This is a genomic window from Pseudorhodobacter ferrugineus DSM 5888, from assembly GCF_000420745.1.
Taxonomy (GTDB): domain Bacteria; phylum Pseudomonadota; class Alphaproteobacteria; order Rhodobacterales; family Rhodobacteraceae; genus Pseudorhodobacter; species Pseudorhodobacter ferrugineus.
On record NZ_ATVN01000014.1, the window covers coordinates 34,946 to 52,451 of the forward strand.

The following is a 17,506-nucleotide window of genomic DNA, read 5'->3' on the forward strand; positions in this document are numbered from 1 at the left end:
GGTTAGGACACGGCGAATTTCAGCAGTTTGATCGCCGCAAAATCGGAAACGTCGCCGCCCACGCGCTTGGTCGCATAGAACAAAACATGCGGTTTCGCGCTAAAGGGGTCACGCATGACGCGCAGGTCAGGGCGTTCGGCGATTGTGTAGCCATTGGCAAAGTCACCAAAGGCAATCGCATAGGCACCCGCCGCAATATCCGGCATATCCTCGGCAATCAGCACAGGGTATCCCATCAGGCGCGCAGGCTCGCCCGCAGCCAGTCCGTCCGACCACAGGAAACGACCATCCGCATCCTTCATCTTGCGCACAGCGCCCGCAGTTTTCGAATTCATGACAAACGACGCATTGGCGCGGTAGGTCGCATCCAGCGCATAGACCAGATCGACCACCGCATCGGCGGGGTTGGCGGCCGCAAAATCACCCGCCTCACCCGTCGCGATATAACCCAGATTGCCCCAGGTCCAAACGCCTTCGGCCACGCTGGTATGGTTCAAAAACCCGCGCGGCTTGTCCACGCCATCACCCGCCACAAACGATGCCGCCTCGGCGCGCATAAACTTGTCGGCAATCCGGCCTGCAAGCCAACCCTCAACGTCAAACGCACTGTCATCCAACAAACGCTGGCTGGCTTTCGGCATCGCCGACAGTTCATGCAGCGGGATCGAAATACGCTCAATCGCAGGTGTGCCGGTTTCCACTTGCGGCCCGCTTTCCGTGGCCCAACCCGACCCCACATCGGTATGGTCGATCAGCACGTCAAACGACGTCGCCTCAACCTGCACCACATTCGCAATCGCACGGATCGACGAGGTGGATTTCAGGCTGGACCGAATGGTCTCGGCGGTCTGCGGGTCCACCAAATAGCCACCCTCGGCATTCACAGCCACGTTCAGCCCCTTGCCCTCCAGCACAAGACCGCGCAGGCCGTCATCGTCGCCCGAACGCAAATAGGCGTCAAAGGCTTTCTTGTGGGGCACTTCTACCTCGGCATGTGCCGAAAGGGCTGGACGCCCGTAAGTCATCGTTTTGCGATCAAGCATGGTCATACGCTCTTCCTGTTGTTGCAACGCTGTCTTCACTTCGGCCTGAAAGTTGCTGAATTCCTTCAAAAATCCGGTCATGGCGGATTTCACTTCCGCACCCGGATGCAGGGCTGAGGACATATCTTCCCCGGCCCGAGTTTTTACCTCGGTCATCTCAATTCCCCTCGTTGGGTTTCAGTCGTGAAAGCCGCTTTAACGCGCGGCTAGGTCTCGGCGCGCATCGTCAAAGACTTGCGCCAGATCGGTCCAAATGTCGGCAGGCGCATCGGCCTTTGCCGCCACCCGTGCCTCTGCCAGCATCGGAAAGGTCACCAGCGACACCTCCCAAAGCTCCAGTTCCGACAAAAGCCGTTGGCCCTTGCTATCCTTTTCGGCCCGCAAGGTGCGATAGCCGATGGAAAGCCCATCAATCGCCCCTGCCGCCAGTAACGCCGCCGCCTCGCGCCCCTTTTCCACATCGGTCAGGATGCGGCCTTTGACGTACAGGCCCGTGCTATCCTCGCGCACCTCATCCCAGACGCCGATGGGTTGCGCGGGGTCATGCTGCCACAGCATTTTCACCCGCCGCCCCGCCCCCGCCAACGCCTTCAGGCTGATGGCATAAGCGCCTTTTTGCACCACATCGCCGCCTTGGTCGCGTTTGCCAAACAGGCTGGCATAGCCTTCGATCCGCGTGCCATCCGTCACGACCAGCCCCGCCTCCGGCAGATGAAACTTGCGCTCGGGTGCGCCGTGATTGTCCATATATCCCATATCTTTACCTCATCGCCGCATTCAGTACCGCCTCGGCCCCCTGCGCCAACAGAAACGCCGCAACCCCGTAGACGCCCAACCAGATCCGGCGCTCCAGCCGGTCCAGCGTGCCCTCAATCTGGCCAAGCCGGTATTCCAGCCCCGACCAGCGTTCATCGGCCACCCGCTCATTCGCCTCGATCCGCGCCGTTGCCGCATCAAAGCTGTCGTATAAATAGCGCGAGCCGCCGGCCTCCTTGCCGCGCGGGCTCATTCATCGCCAGCCAAAGAAGGCAGCCCCAAGATTGCGCGCTTTTCCGCAGGGGTCAGGAAATCCGCCGCCCCGACCCGCGCCCATTGCTGGTCACGTTCCGTCGCCAAGGCGGGAACCTGGTCCATGTCGGGCTTCAACGCGACCTCTTCGCCGCTGAAACCCGACAACCAATGCGACAGATTTGCCGTGACCTTGGACACCAACGGCAACACCGTCAGCCGGAAAAACGCGCGGTTCGCCTCTTGGTAATTGGCATAGGTCGCATCCCCCGGTATCCCCAACAGCATCGGCGGCACCCCAAAGGCGATCGCAATTTCCCGCGCCGCCGCCTCTTTGGTTTTCTGGAACTCCATATCCGACGGGCTAAACCCCATCGGCTTCCAGTCAAGGCCCCCTTCCAGCAACATAGGCCGCCCCGCATTGCGCGCGCCTTGGTGGTGCGATGCCATCTCGTTCAACAAACGGTCATACTGATCCGTCGACAGCTGCGATTGCCCGTCCGCGCCTTTGTACACAAACGCCCCGCTGGGCCGCGCCGCATTGTCCAAAAGCGCCTTGGACCAATGGCTTGCCGCCACATGCACATCCAACGCCACCGCCGCCGCCTGCATCGGCGAAAACCCGTAATGGTCATCTTGCGGGTGGAAATTGCGGATATGGCAAATCGGGGTCACGCCGCCCGTCATATCAAAACGGTGCTTGCGGTTGCCAACGGTATAGTCATAGGCCACCGGCCAACCATCTGCGCCAGGAACAAGGCTCATCCGGTCCGACCGCAACACATGTAATTCGGCAGGCAACAAAGCCGCACCCTGAACCGCCTCCAGATAGGCATTGCCCGACAGCAAAAGCTGGCCATACACCGCCTCGAACAGCTCGGCGCGGCCTTGCACTGGGTTCGGGCGCGTCATCAGCGACAGCATCGGATGCACGTCAAACCGCCGCTCGCAATCTTGCAACACCAACGGGATCGACGCCGCCGTTTCGGCAATTAACTTGACCGCGCGAAACCCGATCGGGTTGCCAAGAAAACCCGTCTTGGTCAGGCTGACCGTGTCACGCGGGCTCCAGGCCACGCGCCCCGAACCGGAATAATTAATCACCGGCCCCGTTGCCGATGCCTTTTGTTCCGGCACCACGGGCGCGCTGCGTTTCAGGAAATCGAAAACCATCTGGGTCTGCTCCTTTTGTCTTTTGTCGGGGGCCATCTGCGGCCCCCGTTTGGGGCGCCCTTGCCCCTCGGCTTGAAACCAAATCTGAACCAATTTGATTAAAAAGCGTTAAAGTGGCCGAACGGTGGGTCGCTGCCATGTCGCAGACGCATCCAAAATCAAATCCGTCAGCGCCCAAACCAGCGCATCCACGCGGTCGGGGCTGCCCTTGCCTTGAAACCCCGTGCCCGTCATCAGGCACATCTGGTCCTCCAGCTTGCCAAGGTTGGGCAGATGCAGCACGCGGCCTTGCTCATAAAGTGCTGCCACAGGCTCGGCCCGCACAGTTTTGCCCCGCGTGGCCCGCACGGCGCGGTAGGCGACCAGCGGGTCAATCTGGCGGATGATGCTTTCCACCATATCGCCGCCTTGGTTCACCTCGGCCACCACGCGGTCGGCTTGATGTCGGTTCGCCGCCGCAATCACCGCCCGCGCCCAAGCGTCGGGCGAGGCTGATTTGACACTGGCATCCTCCAGCACATAGGCGCGCCATGTCTGCGGCGGCCCGTCCGTCACTGCCCCCACCACCAAAATCCCGCATTCGTCCGATCCCGCATGCCCCGTTACTGGCGGGTCCACGGCCACCACAATCCGGCTTAACGCAGGCGCGCGCTCAACGCGGCCCGCCTCCAGCCGTGCAAGGCTCCACATCGCGCCCTCGGCTTCCTCCAGCAGCACCCCGTCCATTTCCTGCCGCCCCGTGGCCGTGCCGGCATAGCGCCGCTCGATTTCTTCAAGGAAAGACGCGGCCAAATTCGCGCGGTTGGCCTGTGTCGGCGCATGGGTGCTTACAGTCGACGGGTTTTTCAACACTGCCTTCAACACCTCGACGTTGCGTGGCGTTGTCGTGACCACCTGCTGCGGATGCTCGCCCAAACGCAGCGCAAATTGCAGCATATCCCAAGTGTTCTGCGCATTCGGCCATTTCGCCAACTCATCGACCCAAGCCGCATCAAACTGCGGGCCACGCAGCTTTTCAGGGTTGCTGGCGGAATAGACCCGCGCCTCGGCCCCGTTCTCCCAAACCAGCCGCTCGCGCCCCGCCTCCCATTTCGGGCGCCTATCGGGCGGGGAACACGCCAAAATCCCGCTCTCCCCAAAAACCATCACATCACGGACCTGATCAACGGTCTCACCAACCAGCGCCACACAGCGCGCGCGCCCCGCATCCATCGGCTGCGCGCCTTCCACCTGCCCGCGCACCCATTCCGCGCCCGCGCGGGTTTTGCCTGCCCCGCGCCCCCCCATAATCACCCAGCTTTTCCACGCGCCTTCGGGCGGCAACTGATGCGGCAGCGCCCAAAATTCAAACATCCACGGCAGGGCCAAAAGCGCATTATCGCCCAAGCCCGCCAAAAACTCATTCACCTCCTCCGGCCCCACGGAGGCGAGCCAACCTGCGCCCGATTTCATCGCGTGCGGCGTCAAGATCGAGGATGTCTTCCCCAATAGCGGCCGAAGTCTCTTTGCGGAGTTTTTCAATTTTAGTCCCTTCTTCCATTGCCAATTGAAACGCGGCCTTCAGGTCCCGCACCGCTTGCAACGCGGTTTTCGCATCACAGGGTGCACCCGATTTGGCCGCCTTCACCGCCCGCGCCAGCTCGACACCTGCGTCGCGGTACATATCTTCAGTGGCGTTCAGCAAAGCCGCTATCCGCCCGTCTTCCTCTTGGAAAATCTTTGTCATTGGTTTGGTGCCCATGCCTCTCTCGCTGCCCAAACGAGAGACATGAAAAAGCAGCGTCAGGGTTTCCCCCGCGCTGCTTGCCCACGTCTTCTAGCATGCCTTAAGTCCTACCGCAGACCGTGCGGTAAGTCAAGCTATTTCACTGTAAAATCAATATCTTAACTGAGCGCAGCCTTCACGTTCTGTTAACGAACGGCTCAGTTCCCCTGCACGCCTGTCGCTTCATCCTTGCCTTGCTGCGCCTCAATCGCGCGCCATTTCGCCACATTGGCGTTATGGTCTTCCAGCGTCACAGCAAAAGCATGGCCGCCCGTACCATCGGCCACAAAGAAAATAAACGGCGTGTCATCAGGGTTCAATGCGGCCTCAATGCTCAACCGGCCGGGGTTGGCAATCGGGGTTGGCGGCAAACCATTGATAACATAAGTATTATAAGGCGTCTCGCGACGCAGTTCCGATTGCCGCAGTCCCCGCCCCAAAATGCCTTCGCCATTGGTCACGCCGTAAATCACCGTGGGGTCGGTCTGCAACTTCATCCCCTTGCGCAACCGGTTCACAAACACGCTGGCCACCTGTTTGCGTTCCTCGGCAATACCGGTTTCCTTTTCCACGATCGACGCCATAATCAGCGCCTCCTCGGGGCTGGCATAGGGCAAACCCTCGGCCCGCTCGGCCCAAAACTCGGCCAAAATCCGCGTTTGCCGCTCGGCCATCGCCGCCGCCAGCACCGCGCGGTCACCGCCCCGCACCACCTCATAACTGTCGGGCGCAAGGCTGCCTTCGGCTGGCACTTCGGCAATCGTACCGTCCAAAAACTCGGCACGTTTCAGCATCTCCACCACTTGCCAGGATGTCACACCTTCGGCCAGCGTCACGCGGTAGCGCAAATCCTTATCCTCCACCGCGTCTACATAATCTTGCGGCACAGCATCGACAGCAGGGTCAAACTTCACCACTTCGACATAGCGGTCCGTGGCCGCGTCCAGCTCACGCAAAATCACATCAGCCGAGGCAATCCCGATCCGGAAGTTCACTTCACGCCCGCAGGTTGATTGCCCACCCGCCGTGATAATGTCCAAAACCTGCACCATCGACGCGCCCGCAGGCACCAGATAGCTGCCGAATTTCAGCCCCGCACCCTGCCCCGAATAATCCGCACCAATCCGGAAAATCCGCGCATCCGAAATCACACCGCTGGTTTCCAACGTCCGGCTGACCGACGACAGCGACGCGCCACGCTCCACCTTGACACAGGCCCCATCGACCAATGGCCCCGGTCCCGAATATTCCTCCCGCCCCCAGGCCAACAACCCCGAGGCGATGACCAAAAGGACGATGAACAAAGTCAGCGCATTAGACGCAATCGCCTTCCACATTATGCGCGCACCTTGCCCATGATCAGGCTGGCATTGGTACCGCCAAACCCGAATGAATTGGACAGGGCCACGTCAATCTTCCGCTTCACCGCCTTGTTCGGTGCAAGGTCCAGCTTTGGCGTCACCGCAGGGTTATCAAGGTTGATCGTCGGCGGTGCCACTTGGTCACGAATGGCCAGAATACAGAAAATCGCCTCAACCGCGCCAGCCGCGCCCAGCAAATGCCCAATCGCGGATTTGGTCGAACTCATCGTCGCCCCCGCCGCCGCATCGCCCATCAACCGCTCCACCGCGCCCAATTCAATCGTGTCGGCCATCGTGGATGTGCCATGCGCGTTGATATAGTCGATATCGGCAGGCGTCAGCCCCGCGCGTTTGATCGCCATTTGCATGGACCGATAACCACCATCACCATCTTCGCTTGGTGCGGTGATGTGATAGGCATCGCCCGACAACCCGTATCCCAACACTTCGGCATAAATCTTGGCACCACGCGCCTTGGCGTGCTCGTATTCTTCCAGCACAACAACGCCCGCCCCTTCGCCCATAACAAACCCATCACGGTCGGCGTCATAGGGGCGGCTCGCCTTGGTCGGGTCATCCGCGCGCTTCGTGCTCAACGCCTTACACGCGTTAAACCCCGCAATCCCAATCTCGGAAATCGGGCTTTCTGCGCCGCCCGCGACCATCACATCGGCATCATCAAAGGCAATCATCCGCGCCGCATCGCCAATCGCATGGGCCCCTGTCGAACAGGCCGTCACAACCGCATGGTTGGGGCCCTTGAACCCAAAACGAATCGAAACCTGCCCCGACACCAAGTTGATCAATGCACCCGGAATGAAGAACGGCGAAACCCGCTTGGCCCCACGTTCCTTGATCAAAACAGCCGTTTCGGCAATCGACGACAAACCGCCAATCCCCGACCCGATCATCACGCCCGTGCGGTGCTTGTCCTCTTCCGTCTCGGGCACCCAGCCCGAATCCTGCACGGCCTGCACCGCGGCGGTCATGCCATACAAAATGAAATCATCAACCTTGCGGCGGTCTTTGGGTTCCATCCAGTCATCGGGGTTAAACGTGCCATCCGTGCCATCGCCCAGCGGAATTTCACAGGCATATTGCGTGATAACCCCCGCAGGATCAAACCGCGTGATCGGCCCCGCACCCGACTGGCCCGCAATCAGCCGCGACCAAGTTTCCTCAACCCCGCAAGCCAGCGGTGTGACCATACCCAGACCCGTGACAACCACTCGACGCATCGACGCCCCCCGTAAGTTTTATTCAGAGATGATAATTCTAACTGCGGGCACAGATACACCGCATACCCGCGCCGCGCAACATAAGGTCACGGCAAACGCGCCCGTCCTAGCGGTGTTTTGCCCGATTGCCTACCCCGCCACCCACGGCGGCGCGCTGGTTTAGAAACGAAAACGGCACCCGCAAAGGGGTGCCGTTCCGTATTTTGTACCTTTAGGGCAAAGGCCTTGGCCCGTGCCCAGGCTGATCAAACAGCGCCGGTGATGAACTTGCAAGCGTCGCCAAAGGTCTGGATCGTTTCTGCAGCGTCGTCCGGAATTTCAATCCCGAACTCTTCTTCAAATGCCATGACCAATTCAACGGTATCAAGGCTGTCCGCGCCCAGATCGTCAATAAACGAGGCATTTTCAACTACCTTGTCTTCTTCGACGCCCAGATGCTCGACGACGATCTTCTTAACGCGGTCAGCGATGTCGCTCATGTCATTTCCTCATGCAGTTACGGGAGGAGTCCCGATCTTTTTTCTCGTGCTCAACTGAGCGGCTCACCCCGGAAAAGCACCGGGAAACCAAGGCGCTTTTCGCGCATTGGCCTTATCAGCGCCGCCTATAACACAGTCTAAGGCATTGGCAAACGCTTTCGATAGCGATCTACCGCCTTTCCCTTGGCCAAATCAAGGGCCCCGCGCCGAAAGCTCAAAAAATCCTTGTCCACAGCTAGCCCGCCGCCGTCGCCTCAATCTCAAACATCATCCCCGGCAGCGCAAGTCGGCTGACCCCAAGCAGGGTCATTGACGGGGCCGCGTGCACCGCGCCAAACCGCATCCCCAGCAGGTCAAAATGCCTCAGCGCCTCATCAACATCGGTCGTAAACACCCCCAGCCGGATAACATCCCCCAGCCCCATATCCGCCCGCGCCAGCACCGCCTCAAGGTTATCCAGCGCAAGCCCAATCTGCCCGCGCATGTCGCCCAAATGCTGCGGCTGTCCCACGCCATCGACCGCCGTTTGGCCCGCGCAAATCACCTGCCGCGTTACGCCAGAAATGATTTCCGCCTGATTATATCCCAGCTTCAATGACCAATCCCAAGGGTTTACGGGGGTGCGCTGCATGATCAAACTCTCCTTGTTGTTATACTCAAGGCCTGCTTAAACGGCTTTGGTGACAAAATTTGTCACCAAAAACCGCTAGGCAAAACCATGAACAGCCGCCTTCGCCATGACACCATCCTGCGCCACTTGCGCCGCTCTGGCACCGCCACGGTCCATGACCTCGCGGCGGCGGTCGGCGTGTCACGCCGCACCATCTTGCGCGATATCTGCGCCCTGCGGGGTGACGGCTTCACCATCCATTCCGAAAGCGGCCGTGGCGGCGGCCTCCAGCTTGACCCGCAATCGGTTCAAACCACAGCGCGGCTCTCGGTGGCCGAGGTCTTCGCCCTCCTCATCAGCGTTGCCGCCATGCGCAGCGCCCAAAACCTGCCGTTTTCCAACCTCGCCGATGCAGGCCTCGCCAAAATCGAAAAATCCCTTCCACCGGATAAAATCCGCGACCTGCGCCGCATGCTCGACAGCTTGCACATCGGCCAGCTTTCTGCGCACCAAGACCTGTCTGATCTAGGCCCCATCGACCCCGCCCTGCTGCCTGCATTCGAAACCGCCTTCTTGGGCCAAATCCCCCTGCGCTTTCATTACCGCGCAGCCTCGGGCGCGCAAACGCAGCGCCAGGTCGACCCCCAAGCGCTCCTGATCCTGCAACCCTTGTGGTATCTGGTGGCATGGGACCCGCTGCGCACCGATTTCCGCCATTTCCGCATGGACCGGATCAGCGACCCCACCCCCGTCCAAACCACCCCGTTTCGCAAACGCCACGTCCCGTTTGCAGCCGACATTTGCCCCTACCGCGACCTTGCCCCAAAACCAGCGGTCTAAAAATGACAAAGGCTGCAGCGGATACCCCCGCCACAGCCCCAGTCTAGCAGATGCTTAAATGCACCCTTAAATCATCGCCATGCCACCATTCACATGCAGCGTGGCCCCTGTCACATAGCCCGCCTCAACGCTTGCCAAATACAAACAGGCCGCCGCAATCTCGTCGGCACTCCCCATCCGCCCCGCTGGGATCTGGGTCAAAATCTTGCCCTTCTGGTCATCCGTCAACGCCTCGGTCATTGCAGTGGCAATAAACCCCGGCGCCACACAATTCACCGTAATCCCGCGACTTGCCACCTCATAGGCCAGTGACTTCGACATCCCCACCATGCCCGCCTTGCTGGCCGCATAATTCGCCTGCCCCGGATTGCCAGTGGCCCCTACGATCGACGAAATATTAATAATCCGCCCCCAACGCGCCTTCATCATCCCGCGCAAAACCCCGCGGCACAACCGGAACGTCGAGGTCAGGTTCACCTCCAACACAGACGCCCATTCATCATCCGACATCCGCATGAACAAATTGTCGCGCGTGATGCCCGCGTTATTGACCAACACATCGACCGACCCCATCGCCGCCACCGCCGCCTTGGGCAACGCCTCTACCGATGCCGCATCCGACAAGTTGCAAGTCACCACATGGGCACGGGCACCCAATTCCGCCGCCAGTGCCGCAAGCGGTGCCTCGCGCGTCCCCGACAGCGCAACCGTCGCCCCCGCACCATGCAACGCCCGCGCAATATCACCACCAATGCCACCCGATGCACCCGTCACAAGCACATTCTTACCTGTCAAATCAAACATCTACCGCCCTCACTTCTCGTCATTTCCAGATTTCATCTTGGCAAAAATACCTCGCAGGGGGGTCCGGGGGGCAGCGATGCCCCCCGGCTGCCTGCCCCGCAAACCGTCAGCCCTTCAAACCAGCAATATCCTCCGGCCCGCCCGCATTGCGCTGCTCGGTCTCTTTCTCGATCCGCTTGATCATCCCAGAAAGGGCCTTGCCCGTCCCAATCTCCCAAAACGCGCTCACACCCGCCGTGGCCATCCATTGCACCGACGCGCGCCATTTCACCTCGCCCGTCACCTGCTCTACCAATAGCGCGCGCAAGGTATCGGGGTCGCTCACCGCCTCGGCCCGCACGTTGACCACCACAGGCACGACAGGCGCGCGCAGCACAACCCCCGCCAGCGCATCGCGCATCACCGCCGCCGCAGGCTCCATCAACGCACAATGAAACGGCGCGCTAACTGGCAGCATCAGCGCCCGCTTGGCGCCGCGTGCCTTGGCAATCTCACAGGCCCGCTCAACGGCCGCCTTATGCCCCGAAATCACCACCTGCGCGGGGTCGTTGTCATTGGCAACCTGACAGACCTCATCCCCTGCCGCCTCGGCAGCCACCTCAACCACAGCCGCATAATCCAGCCCCAACACAGCCGCCATCGCGCCCATGCCCACAGGCACCGCCGCCTGCATCGCAGCCCCCCGAATGCGCAGCAACCGCGCCGTATCACTTAGGCCAATCGACCCCGCCGCACACAGCGCCGAATACTCGCCCAAACTATGGCCGGCCACAAACGACACATGCGACATCCCAAGGCCCTCGGCCTCCAGCGCCGCAAGGGCGGCCATCGATGTCGCCATAATCGCAGGCTGCGCGTTTTGCGTCAGGGTCAAATCCTCGATCGCCCCGTCCCAAATCAGCGCCGACAGCTTTTCGCCCAAGGCGTCATCCACGGCGTCGAAAACCGCGCGCGCCGCCGGATAGGCCTCGGCCAGCGCGCGGCCCATTCCAATGGCCTGCGACCCCTGCCCCGGGAAAACGAATGCTCTGCTCATAGTTCCTCCGCAAAAACTGTTTTAACCGGAATACCCCAGCGCCACCCGCTTCGCAATCTTTCGCACAGGCCTTGTGCGTTTCAAGCGCTTACTCCATGCCGCTCAACCAGCTACGATCTCCAAAACCCGAACCGGAGTGCGCCCATGTCCACGCATAACACCGCCAACAGCTTTGGCACCGTCACCCGCAGCCTGCACTGGCTTACGGCGCTTCTTATCCTGACGGCCATTCCGCTGGGCATTATTGCCAATGACATGGCCTATGATACCTCGGCAGCCCTTGCGCAAAAGGCGCAGCTCTTTTCCTACCACAAAACCATCGGCATCGCGGCCTTTGGCGTGGCCGCCTTGCGCATCCTTTGGGCCATCACCCAAACCCACCCCGCCCCTTTGCACCCCGAGCGGCGGGCGGAAACCATCCTCGCGGCAATCATCCATTGGCTGCTTTACATCTCCATGCTCGCCGTCCCGCTGTCCGGCTGGGTTCACCACGCGGCAACGGCTGGCTTTGCCCCGATCCTCTGGCCCCTTGGCCAAGACCTGCCGCTGATCCCGAAATCCGAATCCCTCGCAACCCTTGGCGCCAACTTGCATTGGGTATTCACCAAACTGCTAATCGCCTCGATCCTGCTCCACATTGCAGGCGCGCTGAAACACCATATCATCGACAAAGACGCCACCTTGCGCCGCATGATCACGGGCACCCACGCGCCCACCAAACCCGTGCAGGCCAAACCCCACGCCTTGCCCCTGATCGCGGCACTCATGGTCTATGCCATCGGCGCAAGCTTTGCGGTCACACTGGCGCAGCCCGAAACTGCCACTGCTCAGAGCACCCCAGCCAGCACAACCACAGGGAACTGGCAGGTCCATTCCGGCACCCTCGCCCTGACCGTCCAACAACTCGGGTCCAATGTCACAGGCCAATTCGCAAACTGGCAAGTCGACATCACCTTTGATGATACAGCCCCAGAAAATGCCAAAGGCCGCGTCATCGCCACCATCAACACCACCAGCCTGACCCTAGGCTCTGTGTCCGATCAGGCCAAAGGCCCCGACTTTCTGAACACGACCGCCTATGCCACCGCCACCTTTGCGGCCAACATTTCAGGCCCCAAAACGGACGGGGGCTCTGACTATACCGCCACAGGCAGGCTCACTTTGATGGGCATAGAAATGCCCCTCACCCTGCCCTTTACCCTCGCCATCAACGGCGACATCGCCGCCATGCAAGGCCAAACCACCATCGACCGCCGCGATTTCGGCATCGGCCCTAACTATCCGGATGAGGCATCGGTCGGCTTTGCCGCCACGATCACCGTCGATCTGATAGCCACCCGCACAAACTAAACCGCAAACCGCACGTCCTGCGCCATGACAGCATCAAAAATCCCGAACGCGGTCTTGGCCAAGGGCGAGCCCATCACATCATCAGGCCCCAGCGCCACGCCAACCAGCGGGTTCTTGGCAATCTTGCGCCCGCTGGCATCAATCACCCGCAGCTCCGCCCCCTCGGCCCCGTGCTGGAACAGTAACGACACCGCGACCCGCTCTGCGGCCCCCGTGCCTTCGCCCCAAGCGCCCAAAATCAGGTCCATATGCGCGGGATGCACAGTTAACGCCTGCTCGGGCACCCAAGTCACAAAGTAACTCGCCACCGTTTCGGCCCCCGCCGCATGGACCACCCCCCAAATCGCCCGCCGAGCGGCCCCGCAGCATTCACAACTGCCCTTGGTCTGCCCCAAAGGCTCTACCTCATACGATTGGTTCGTCATCTGATGCCTCTTTTCCTGTTACCGCACCCCATACCCAAACCCCACGCCAAACGCACATGAAAAAAGGCGCGAAAGGTTTCCCCCTCGCGCCCAAACTCAAACTGTCAAACGATCACTCGGCCTTCATCGCCTCGATCGAAATCATCACCTTCACCTCATCGCCGACAAACGGCGCGAATTGGCCAAGGTTATACTCCGACCTGATCAGCGTGGTCGTCGCATTGAAACCTGCCCAAGGCTTACCCGCCATCGGATGATCGCCCACTTGGTTCAACACCGCATCCAGCACCACCGATTTGGTCACGCCGTTCAGCTCCAAATCGCCCGTGATCAGCGCGGTTTTCTCGCCCGTCACCTCAATCGCGGTCGAGGTGAACTTGACCATCTCGTCATCCGCAGCCCCAAAAAACTCGGGCGTCATGAAATGCTCAAACCGCGCTTCCCAACCCGTCAACATCGTGCGCACGGGGAAAGACACCACAACGCTCGATGCGGCGGGGTTTTCTTGGTCAAACATGATCTCGCCGTCAAAGCCGGAAAACATGCCATAGGTCGTTGAAAACCCAAGGTGGTTGTAATCAAACACGATTTGGCTGTGGCTTGCGTCCAGCGTGTATTTCACAGGCTCGGCCTGTGCGGCACCGGCAGCAAGGACAAGGGCGGCAGCGGCAAACATAGATTTCATAATATACTCCAAAGGGTTGGCGCAGGCAGGTCGCGCAGAACGTCTTGACCAACGCCTACCCCACCGCCAGCCTGCGCACCATTGCACAAAAACCCACAGACACCGCGCGCCCATGCACATCACGTTATCAACTGCTTGCCCCTTGCACAAACCCACCCCCAGCCTAGACTGCCCAAACCCAACCCAAAGGCCCCGCCCCTAATGTCCTTTACCGTCTTTTGCGCCGTCATCGCGGCGGCCCTGCTGCATGCAAGCTGGAACGCGATGGTCAAAGGCGCGCGCGACAAACAGCTCAATATGATCGCGGTGGTGATCGGCCACCTGCCCTTGGCCCTTGTGGCGCTGGTCCTGTCGCCCGCGCCCACCGCCGCCAGCCTGCCCTATCTGTTCACCGGCATGGCACTCCATTTCGGCTATCAACTCTTCCTGCTGCGCGCCTATCACGTGGGCGATTTGACCCAAGTTTACCCCATCGCGCGCGGATCAGCCCCGATGATCGTCGCCGCAGTGTCAATAGGCGCGCTTGGCGTTACCCTGCAACCAATTGAAATTGCAGCCGTTATCACCATCGGCATCGGCATCCTGTCGATGGCCTTTGTGCGCGGCAGCAACGGCCAACGCAACCCGCAAGGGGCCAAACTCGCGCTGATCACAGGCTGTTTTATCGCGGCCTATTCATTGGTCGACGGCTTGGGCGCGCGGGTCGCAGGAACGGCACTGGGGTTTTACGGCTGGCTGGCCGTGGGCAATGCGGTGCTGATGTTCGGGTTCACGGCCTTGCGCGCCCCCCATCAGCTGCGCGCGCTGCATACCACTGGCAAACGCGTGTTCCTGCTGGGTGGCTCGGCCAGCTTTGCGGCCTTTGCGCTGGTGATCTGGTCGTTCACCCAAGCGCCCATCGCCCTTGTCACCGCCTTGCGCGAAACCTCGATCATCTTTGCTTTGCTGATCGGCGTGGTATTCCTGCGCGAAAAACTCAGCCCCGCCAAACTTGCCTCAACCGCCATCACCTTGGCAGGCGTCGCCCTGTTGCGGCTGGCCTAACCGCGTAGAAACGAAAAACCGCGCAAAGGTTGCCCTTCGCGCGGTCTATTCATTTCCGAATACGGGGCGAAATTAATCGCGGCCCATATCCTCGCCATCTTCGTTGGCCGCGCCCATTTCGTCGAACAATTCGGCGATTTCGAACTCGGCTGCGGCTTCTGCTTCGGCTGCCAATTCCTGAATGGATTTGCCAGCGGCCTGCAATTCAGCCTCTTCGGACGAACGGGCCACGTTCACTTGGAACTTGGCTGTTACCTCTGGGTGCAACACCACAGACACGGTGTGCAGGCCCAATTCCTTGATCGGACGGTCCAGAACAACCTGGCCACGATCAACGGTAAAGCCTGCTTCAGTCGCTGCATCGGCGGCGTCACGGGTGGTGACGGAACCGTACAAAGCGCCTGCATCAGATGCCGAACGGATAACCACAAACACTTGGCCGTCCAAAGTCGCTGCAATTGCATCGGCCTCAGTTTTGGTTTCAAGGTTCTGTGCTTCCAGCTGAACTTTGCGGGCTTCAAACGATTTGATGTTCGCATCGTTCGCACGCAAGGCTTTGCCCTGTGGCAACAGATAGTTACGGCCGAAACCGTCCTTGACGTTTACGACTTCGCCCATTTGGCCCAATTTGGCCACGCGCTGCAAAAGGATCACTTTCATATCAGTTGCTCCTTATTTCACAGCATAGGGCAGCAAGGCGAGAAAGCGGGCGCGCTTGATCGCACGGGCCAGCTCACGCTGCTTTTTCGCCGAAACGGCAGTGATACGCGATGGCACGATCTTGCCGCGCTCGGATACGTAACGCTGCAAAAGACGTGTGTCTTTATAGTCAATCGCCGGTGCATTGTCGCCCGAGAAGGGGCAGACCTTGCGGCGACGGAAGAAGGGTTTATTCGCCATTTGAATGGTCCTTTCCTAAGCCAGAAATCAACGACGCGGACGGTCGCCGCGGTCACCACGGTCACCACGATCAGGGCGGTCGCCCCCACGGTCACCACGGTCGCCGCCGCGTTCACGGTCGTCACGCTTTTGCATCTGCACAGATGGGCCTTCTTCGTGCGCATCAACCTTGATGGTCAGCACACGCATCACGTCATCGTGCAAGCGCATCAGGCGTTCCATTTCCTGCACGGCGGTCGCTGGTGCGTCCGAGCGCAGAAAGGCATAGTGGCCCTTGCGGTTTTTGTTGATTTTATAGGCCATCGTCTTCACGCCCCAGTACTCGTGCTCAACGACTTTGCCGCCGTTGTCCGAAAGTACGGTCGAGAAGTGTTCGATAAGCCCTTCGGCTTGCGTGTTGGAAAGATCCTGACGCGCGATCATGACATGCTCATAAAGCGGCATGCTGTCTCCGTTCATTTACTCATGGTGCATTTCATAGGTCGGGGTCACCACCTTGCCGCGTCCCGACCACGAGAGGCTGCACCGGATCAAAAGATAGGTGCGGCAAGATTTGGGCGGTGTATCCATGCCGCCCCCCGATTGCAAGGGAAAAGGCAGGCACAAAACGCCCAAACCCTACGCCCCCCCGTAGGGTGTGCTTCAGCGCACCACGCCACCCTCCCCCATACTGTCGGGTTTCACCCCCGCACCCCCATCATCACCCCTTCGCCGCCTCAAACCGCGGCGCCATCACGCACAGCAGCTCAAACATAATCGACGCCCCCAAAAACGCGGTGTTGCCCGACGTATCAAACGGTGGCGACACCTCTACCACATCCGCCCCGACAATCTGCAAACCCGCCAGATGCCGCACCACTTCCAGCGCTTGAAAGCTGTTCGGCCCGCCAATTTCCGGCGTCCCCGTCCCGGGCGCAAAGGCGGGGTCCACAAAATCAATATCATACGAGATATACGTCTCGCCCGTCCCCGCAATCTCGCGCGCCTCGGCCATCACATCGGCCACACCGCGCGCATGGAACTCCTCAATCGGAACAACGCGAATACCCACACTATCGGCAAAATCACGGTCTTCGGTGTCATAGGCCGTGCCCCGAATCCCAATCATGCACACCCGTTTCGGGTCCAAAAGCCCCTCTTCGACCGCGCGTCGAAACGGCGTGCCGTGGGTGTATTTCGTGCCCCCGAAATAGCTGTCGAACAGGTCGGTATGGCTGTCAAAATGGATCATCCCCACAGGGCCCTTTTCCGCCACGGCCCGCAAAATCGGCAAGGTCGTCAAATGGTCGCCCCCCGCCGTCAACGGCATAATCCCTGCCGCCAGCACCGTGCGGTAAAACGCCGTGATCCGCGCCATACTGTCCAAAACATCCGCCGGATTCGGCGGCACATCGCCCAAATCGGCACAATTGGCCATCTCGAACGGGCGCACCCGCGTAATCCCGTTTTGCGCGCGGATCATCGTCGACAGGTCCCGCAACTGGCGCGGCCCGTGGCGCGGGCCAGGGCGGTTGGTGGTGCCACTGTCCCACGGCACCCCGATCAGCCCGATCTGCACATCCGCCAACCGCGCATCCTCCAGCCCCACATGCGGCAGGCGCATAAAGGTCGGTATCCCCGCAAAACGTGGCAAATCGAACCCCGAAACAGGTTGAAAAAACGGATCGCTCATCGGATACCTTTCTAAATGCATGCCCGCCGGATCGGCCAAAGGACTGGCGCAATCGTTACCGATCCTGCACGGC

At 60.3% G+C, this 17,506-nt stretch carries 22 protein-coding genes; 4 read left to right on the plus strand and 18 right to left on the minus strand.

Features of this window, described 5'->3' with window-relative positions; translation table 11 throughout:
* Positions 1-2: 2 nt before the first annotated feature.
* The 8 genes from G560_RS0112880 to fabF form a co-directional block, all read right to left on the minus strand.
* Entirely contained in the window at positions 3-1,199 is a 1,197-nt protein-coding gene (locus tag G560_RS0112880; protein WP_022704719.1) for a phage major capsid protein, read from the minus strand.
* A gap of 39 nt (positions 1,200-1,238) precedes the next feature.
* Positions 1,239-1,790, minus strand: a complete 552-nt coding sequence (locus tag G560_RS0112885; RefSeq protein ID WP_022704720.1) for an HK97 family phage prohead protease — start codon at positions 1,788-1,790, stop codon at positions 1,239-1,241.
* Between the two features lie 13 nt (positions 1,791-1,803).
* Positions 1,804-2,052 carry a GTA head formation protein, RCAP_rcc01685 family gene (locus G560_RS0112890; protein WP_022704721.1) on the minus strand — a complete coding sequence of 83 codons (249 nt, stop codon included), beginning with the start codon at positions 2,050-2,052 and terminating at the stop codon, positions 1,804-1,806.
* Complete coding sequence (locus G560_RS0112895) at positions 2,049-3,224, minus strand: phage portal protein (RefSeq protein ID WP_028914064.1); 1,176 nt, start codon at positions 3,222-3,224, stop codon at positions 2,049-2,051. The genes G560_RS0112890 and G560_RS0112895 overlap by 4 nt, the downstream gene beginning before the upstream one ends.
* Before the next feature lie 108 nt (positions 3,225-3,332).
* On the minus strand, positions 3,333-4,676 hold the full coding sequence (locus tag G560_RS0112900; protein ID WP_028914065.1) for a DNA-packaging protein: 1,344 nt from the start codon (positions 4,674-4,676) through the stop codon (positions 3,333-3,335).
* Positions 4,624-4,950, minus strand: coding sequence for a hypothetical protein (locus G560_RS0112905; RefSeq protein ID WP_022704724.1), 327 nt, complete (start codon positions 4,948-4,950; stop codon positions 4,624-4,626). Before G560_RS0112905 ends, G560_RS0112900 begins: the two co-directional genes overlap by 53 nt.
* Positions 4,951-5,147: 197 nt before the next feature.
* Complete coding sequence (gene mltG / locus G560_RS0112910; RefSeq protein WP_022704725.1) at positions 5,148-6,326, minus strand: endolytic transglycosylase MltG; 1,179 nt, start codon at positions 6,324-6,326, stop codon at positions 5,148-5,150.
* A complete protein-coding gene (gene fabF, locus G560_RS0112915) occupies positions 6,326-7,588 on the minus strand; it encodes a beta-ketoacyl-ACP synthase II (RefSeq protein ID WP_028914067.1) in 1,263 nt (420 codons plus the stop codon). The genes mltG and fabF overlap by 1 nt, the downstream gene beginning before the upstream one ends.
* A gap of 28 nt (positions 7,589-7,616) precedes the next feature.
* Between fabF and G560_RS21645 the strand changes: the two genes are divergently transcribed.
* Positions 7,617-7,751, plus strand: coding sequence for a hypothetical protein (locus G560_RS21645; protein WP_280513720.1), 135 nt, complete (start codon positions 7,617-7,619; stop codon positions 7,749-7,751).
* An 82-nt stretch (positions 7,752-7,833) separates the two neighbouring features.
* Here the strand turns inward: G560_RS21645 and G560_RS0112920 are convergent, their stop codons facing one another.
* Both G560_RS0112920 and G560_RS0112925 read right to left on the minus strand, forming a co-directional pair.
* Positions 7,834-8,067 (minus strand): acyl carrier protein, encoded by a 234-nt coding sequence (locus G560_RS0112920; protein ID WP_022704727.1) that lies wholly within the window; start codon positions 8,065-8,067, stop codon positions 7,834-7,836.
* Positions 8,068-8,302: 235 nt separating this feature from the next.
* Complete coding sequence (locus tag G560_RS0112925) at positions 8,303-8,698, minus strand: RidA family protein (protein ID WP_022704728.1); 396 nt, start codon at positions 8,696-8,698, stop codon at positions 8,303-8,305.
* A gap of 87 nt (positions 8,699-8,785) precedes the next feature.
* Between G560_RS0112925 and G560_RS0112930 the strand changes: the two genes are divergently transcribed.
* A complete protein-coding gene (locus tag G560_RS0112930; RefSeq protein ID WP_022704729.1) occupies positions 8,786-9,517 on the plus strand; it encodes a helix-turn-helix transcriptional regulator in 732 nt (243 codons plus the stop codon).
* Between the two features lie 66 nt (positions 9,518-9,583).
* Here the strand turns inward: G560_RS0112930 and fabG are convergent, their stop codons facing one another.
* Both fabG and fabD read right to left on the minus strand, forming a co-directional pair.
* Positions 9,584-10,321, minus strand: coding sequence for a 3-oxoacyl-[acyl-carrier-protein] reductase (fabG, locus tag G560_RS0112935; protein ID WP_022704730.1), 738 nt, complete (start codon positions 10,319-10,321; stop codon positions 9,584-9,586).
* A 106-nt stretch (positions 10,322-10,427) separates the two neighbouring features.
* Positions 10,428-11,357 (minus strand): ACP S-malonyltransferase, encoded by a 930-nt coding sequence (fabD, locus tag G560_RS0112940; RefSeq protein ID WP_022704731.1) that lies wholly within the window; start codon positions 11,355-11,357, stop codon positions 10,428-10,430.
* A gap of 144 nt (positions 11,358-11,501) precedes the next feature.
* Between fabD and G560_RS0112945 the strand changes: the two genes are divergently transcribed.
* Complete coding sequence (locus tag G560_RS0112945) at positions 11,502-12,707, plus strand: cytochrome b/b6 domain-containing protein (protein ID WP_022704732.1); 1,206 nt, start codon at positions 11,502-11,504, stop codon at positions 12,705-12,707.
* Here G560_RS0112945 and G560_RS19285 read toward each other — a convergent pair.
* Together G560_RS19285 and G560_RS0112955 are read right to left on the minus strand one after the other, a co-directional pair.
* Positions 12,704-13,132: a hypothetical protein gene (locus tag G560_RS19285; protein ID WP_022704733.1), complete on the minus strand. Its 429-nt coding sequence runs from the start codon at positions 13,130-13,132 to the stop codon at positions 12,704-12,706. The two genes, G560_RS0112945 and G560_RS19285, sit on opposite strands and share 4 nt — an antisense overlap.
* Before the next feature lie 112 nt (positions 13,133-13,244).
* On the minus strand, positions 13,245-13,817 hold the full coding sequence (locus G560_RS0112955) for a YceI family protein (RefSeq protein ID WP_022704734.1): 573 nt from the start codon (positions 13,815-13,817) through the stop codon (positions 13,245-13,247).
* 201 nt (positions 13,818-14,018) lie between these two features.
* Between G560_RS0112955 and G560_RS0112960 the strand changes: the two genes are divergently transcribed.
* Positions 14,019-14,861, plus strand: a complete 843-nt coding sequence (locus G560_RS0112960) for an EamA family transporter (RefSeq protein WP_022704735.1) — start codon at positions 14,019-14,021, stop codon at positions 14,859-14,861.
* Between the two features lie 72 nt (positions 14,862-14,933).
* Here the strand turns inward: G560_RS0112960 and rplI are convergent, their stop codons facing one another.
* The 4 genes from rplI to speB form a co-directional block, all read right to left on the minus strand.
* On the minus strand, positions 14,934-15,521 hold the full coding sequence (rplI, locus tag G560_RS0112965; protein ID WP_022704736.1) for a 50S ribosomal protein L9: 588 nt from the start codon (positions 15,519-15,521) through the stop codon (positions 14,934-14,936).
* Between the two features lie 12 nt (positions 15,522-15,533).
* Complete coding sequence (rpsR, locus tag G560_RS0112970; protein ID WP_022704737.1) at positions 15,534-15,761, minus strand: 30S ribosomal protein S18; 228 nt, start codon at positions 15,759-15,761, stop codon at positions 15,534-15,536.
* A gap of 27 nt (positions 15,762-15,788) precedes the next feature.
* Positions 15,789-16,205 (minus strand): 30S ribosomal protein S6, encoded by a 417-nt coding sequence (rpsF, locus tag G560_RS0112975; RefSeq protein ID WP_028914068.1) that lies wholly within the window; start codon positions 16,203-16,205, stop codon positions 15,789-15,791.
* 256 nt (positions 16,206-16,461) lie between these two features.
* A complete protein-coding gene (gene speB / locus G560_RS0112985) occupies positions 16,462-17,433 on the minus strand; it encodes an agmatinase (RefSeq protein WP_022704740.1) in 972 nt (323 codons plus the stop codon).
* Positions 17,434-17,506 lie beyond the last annotated feature (73 nt).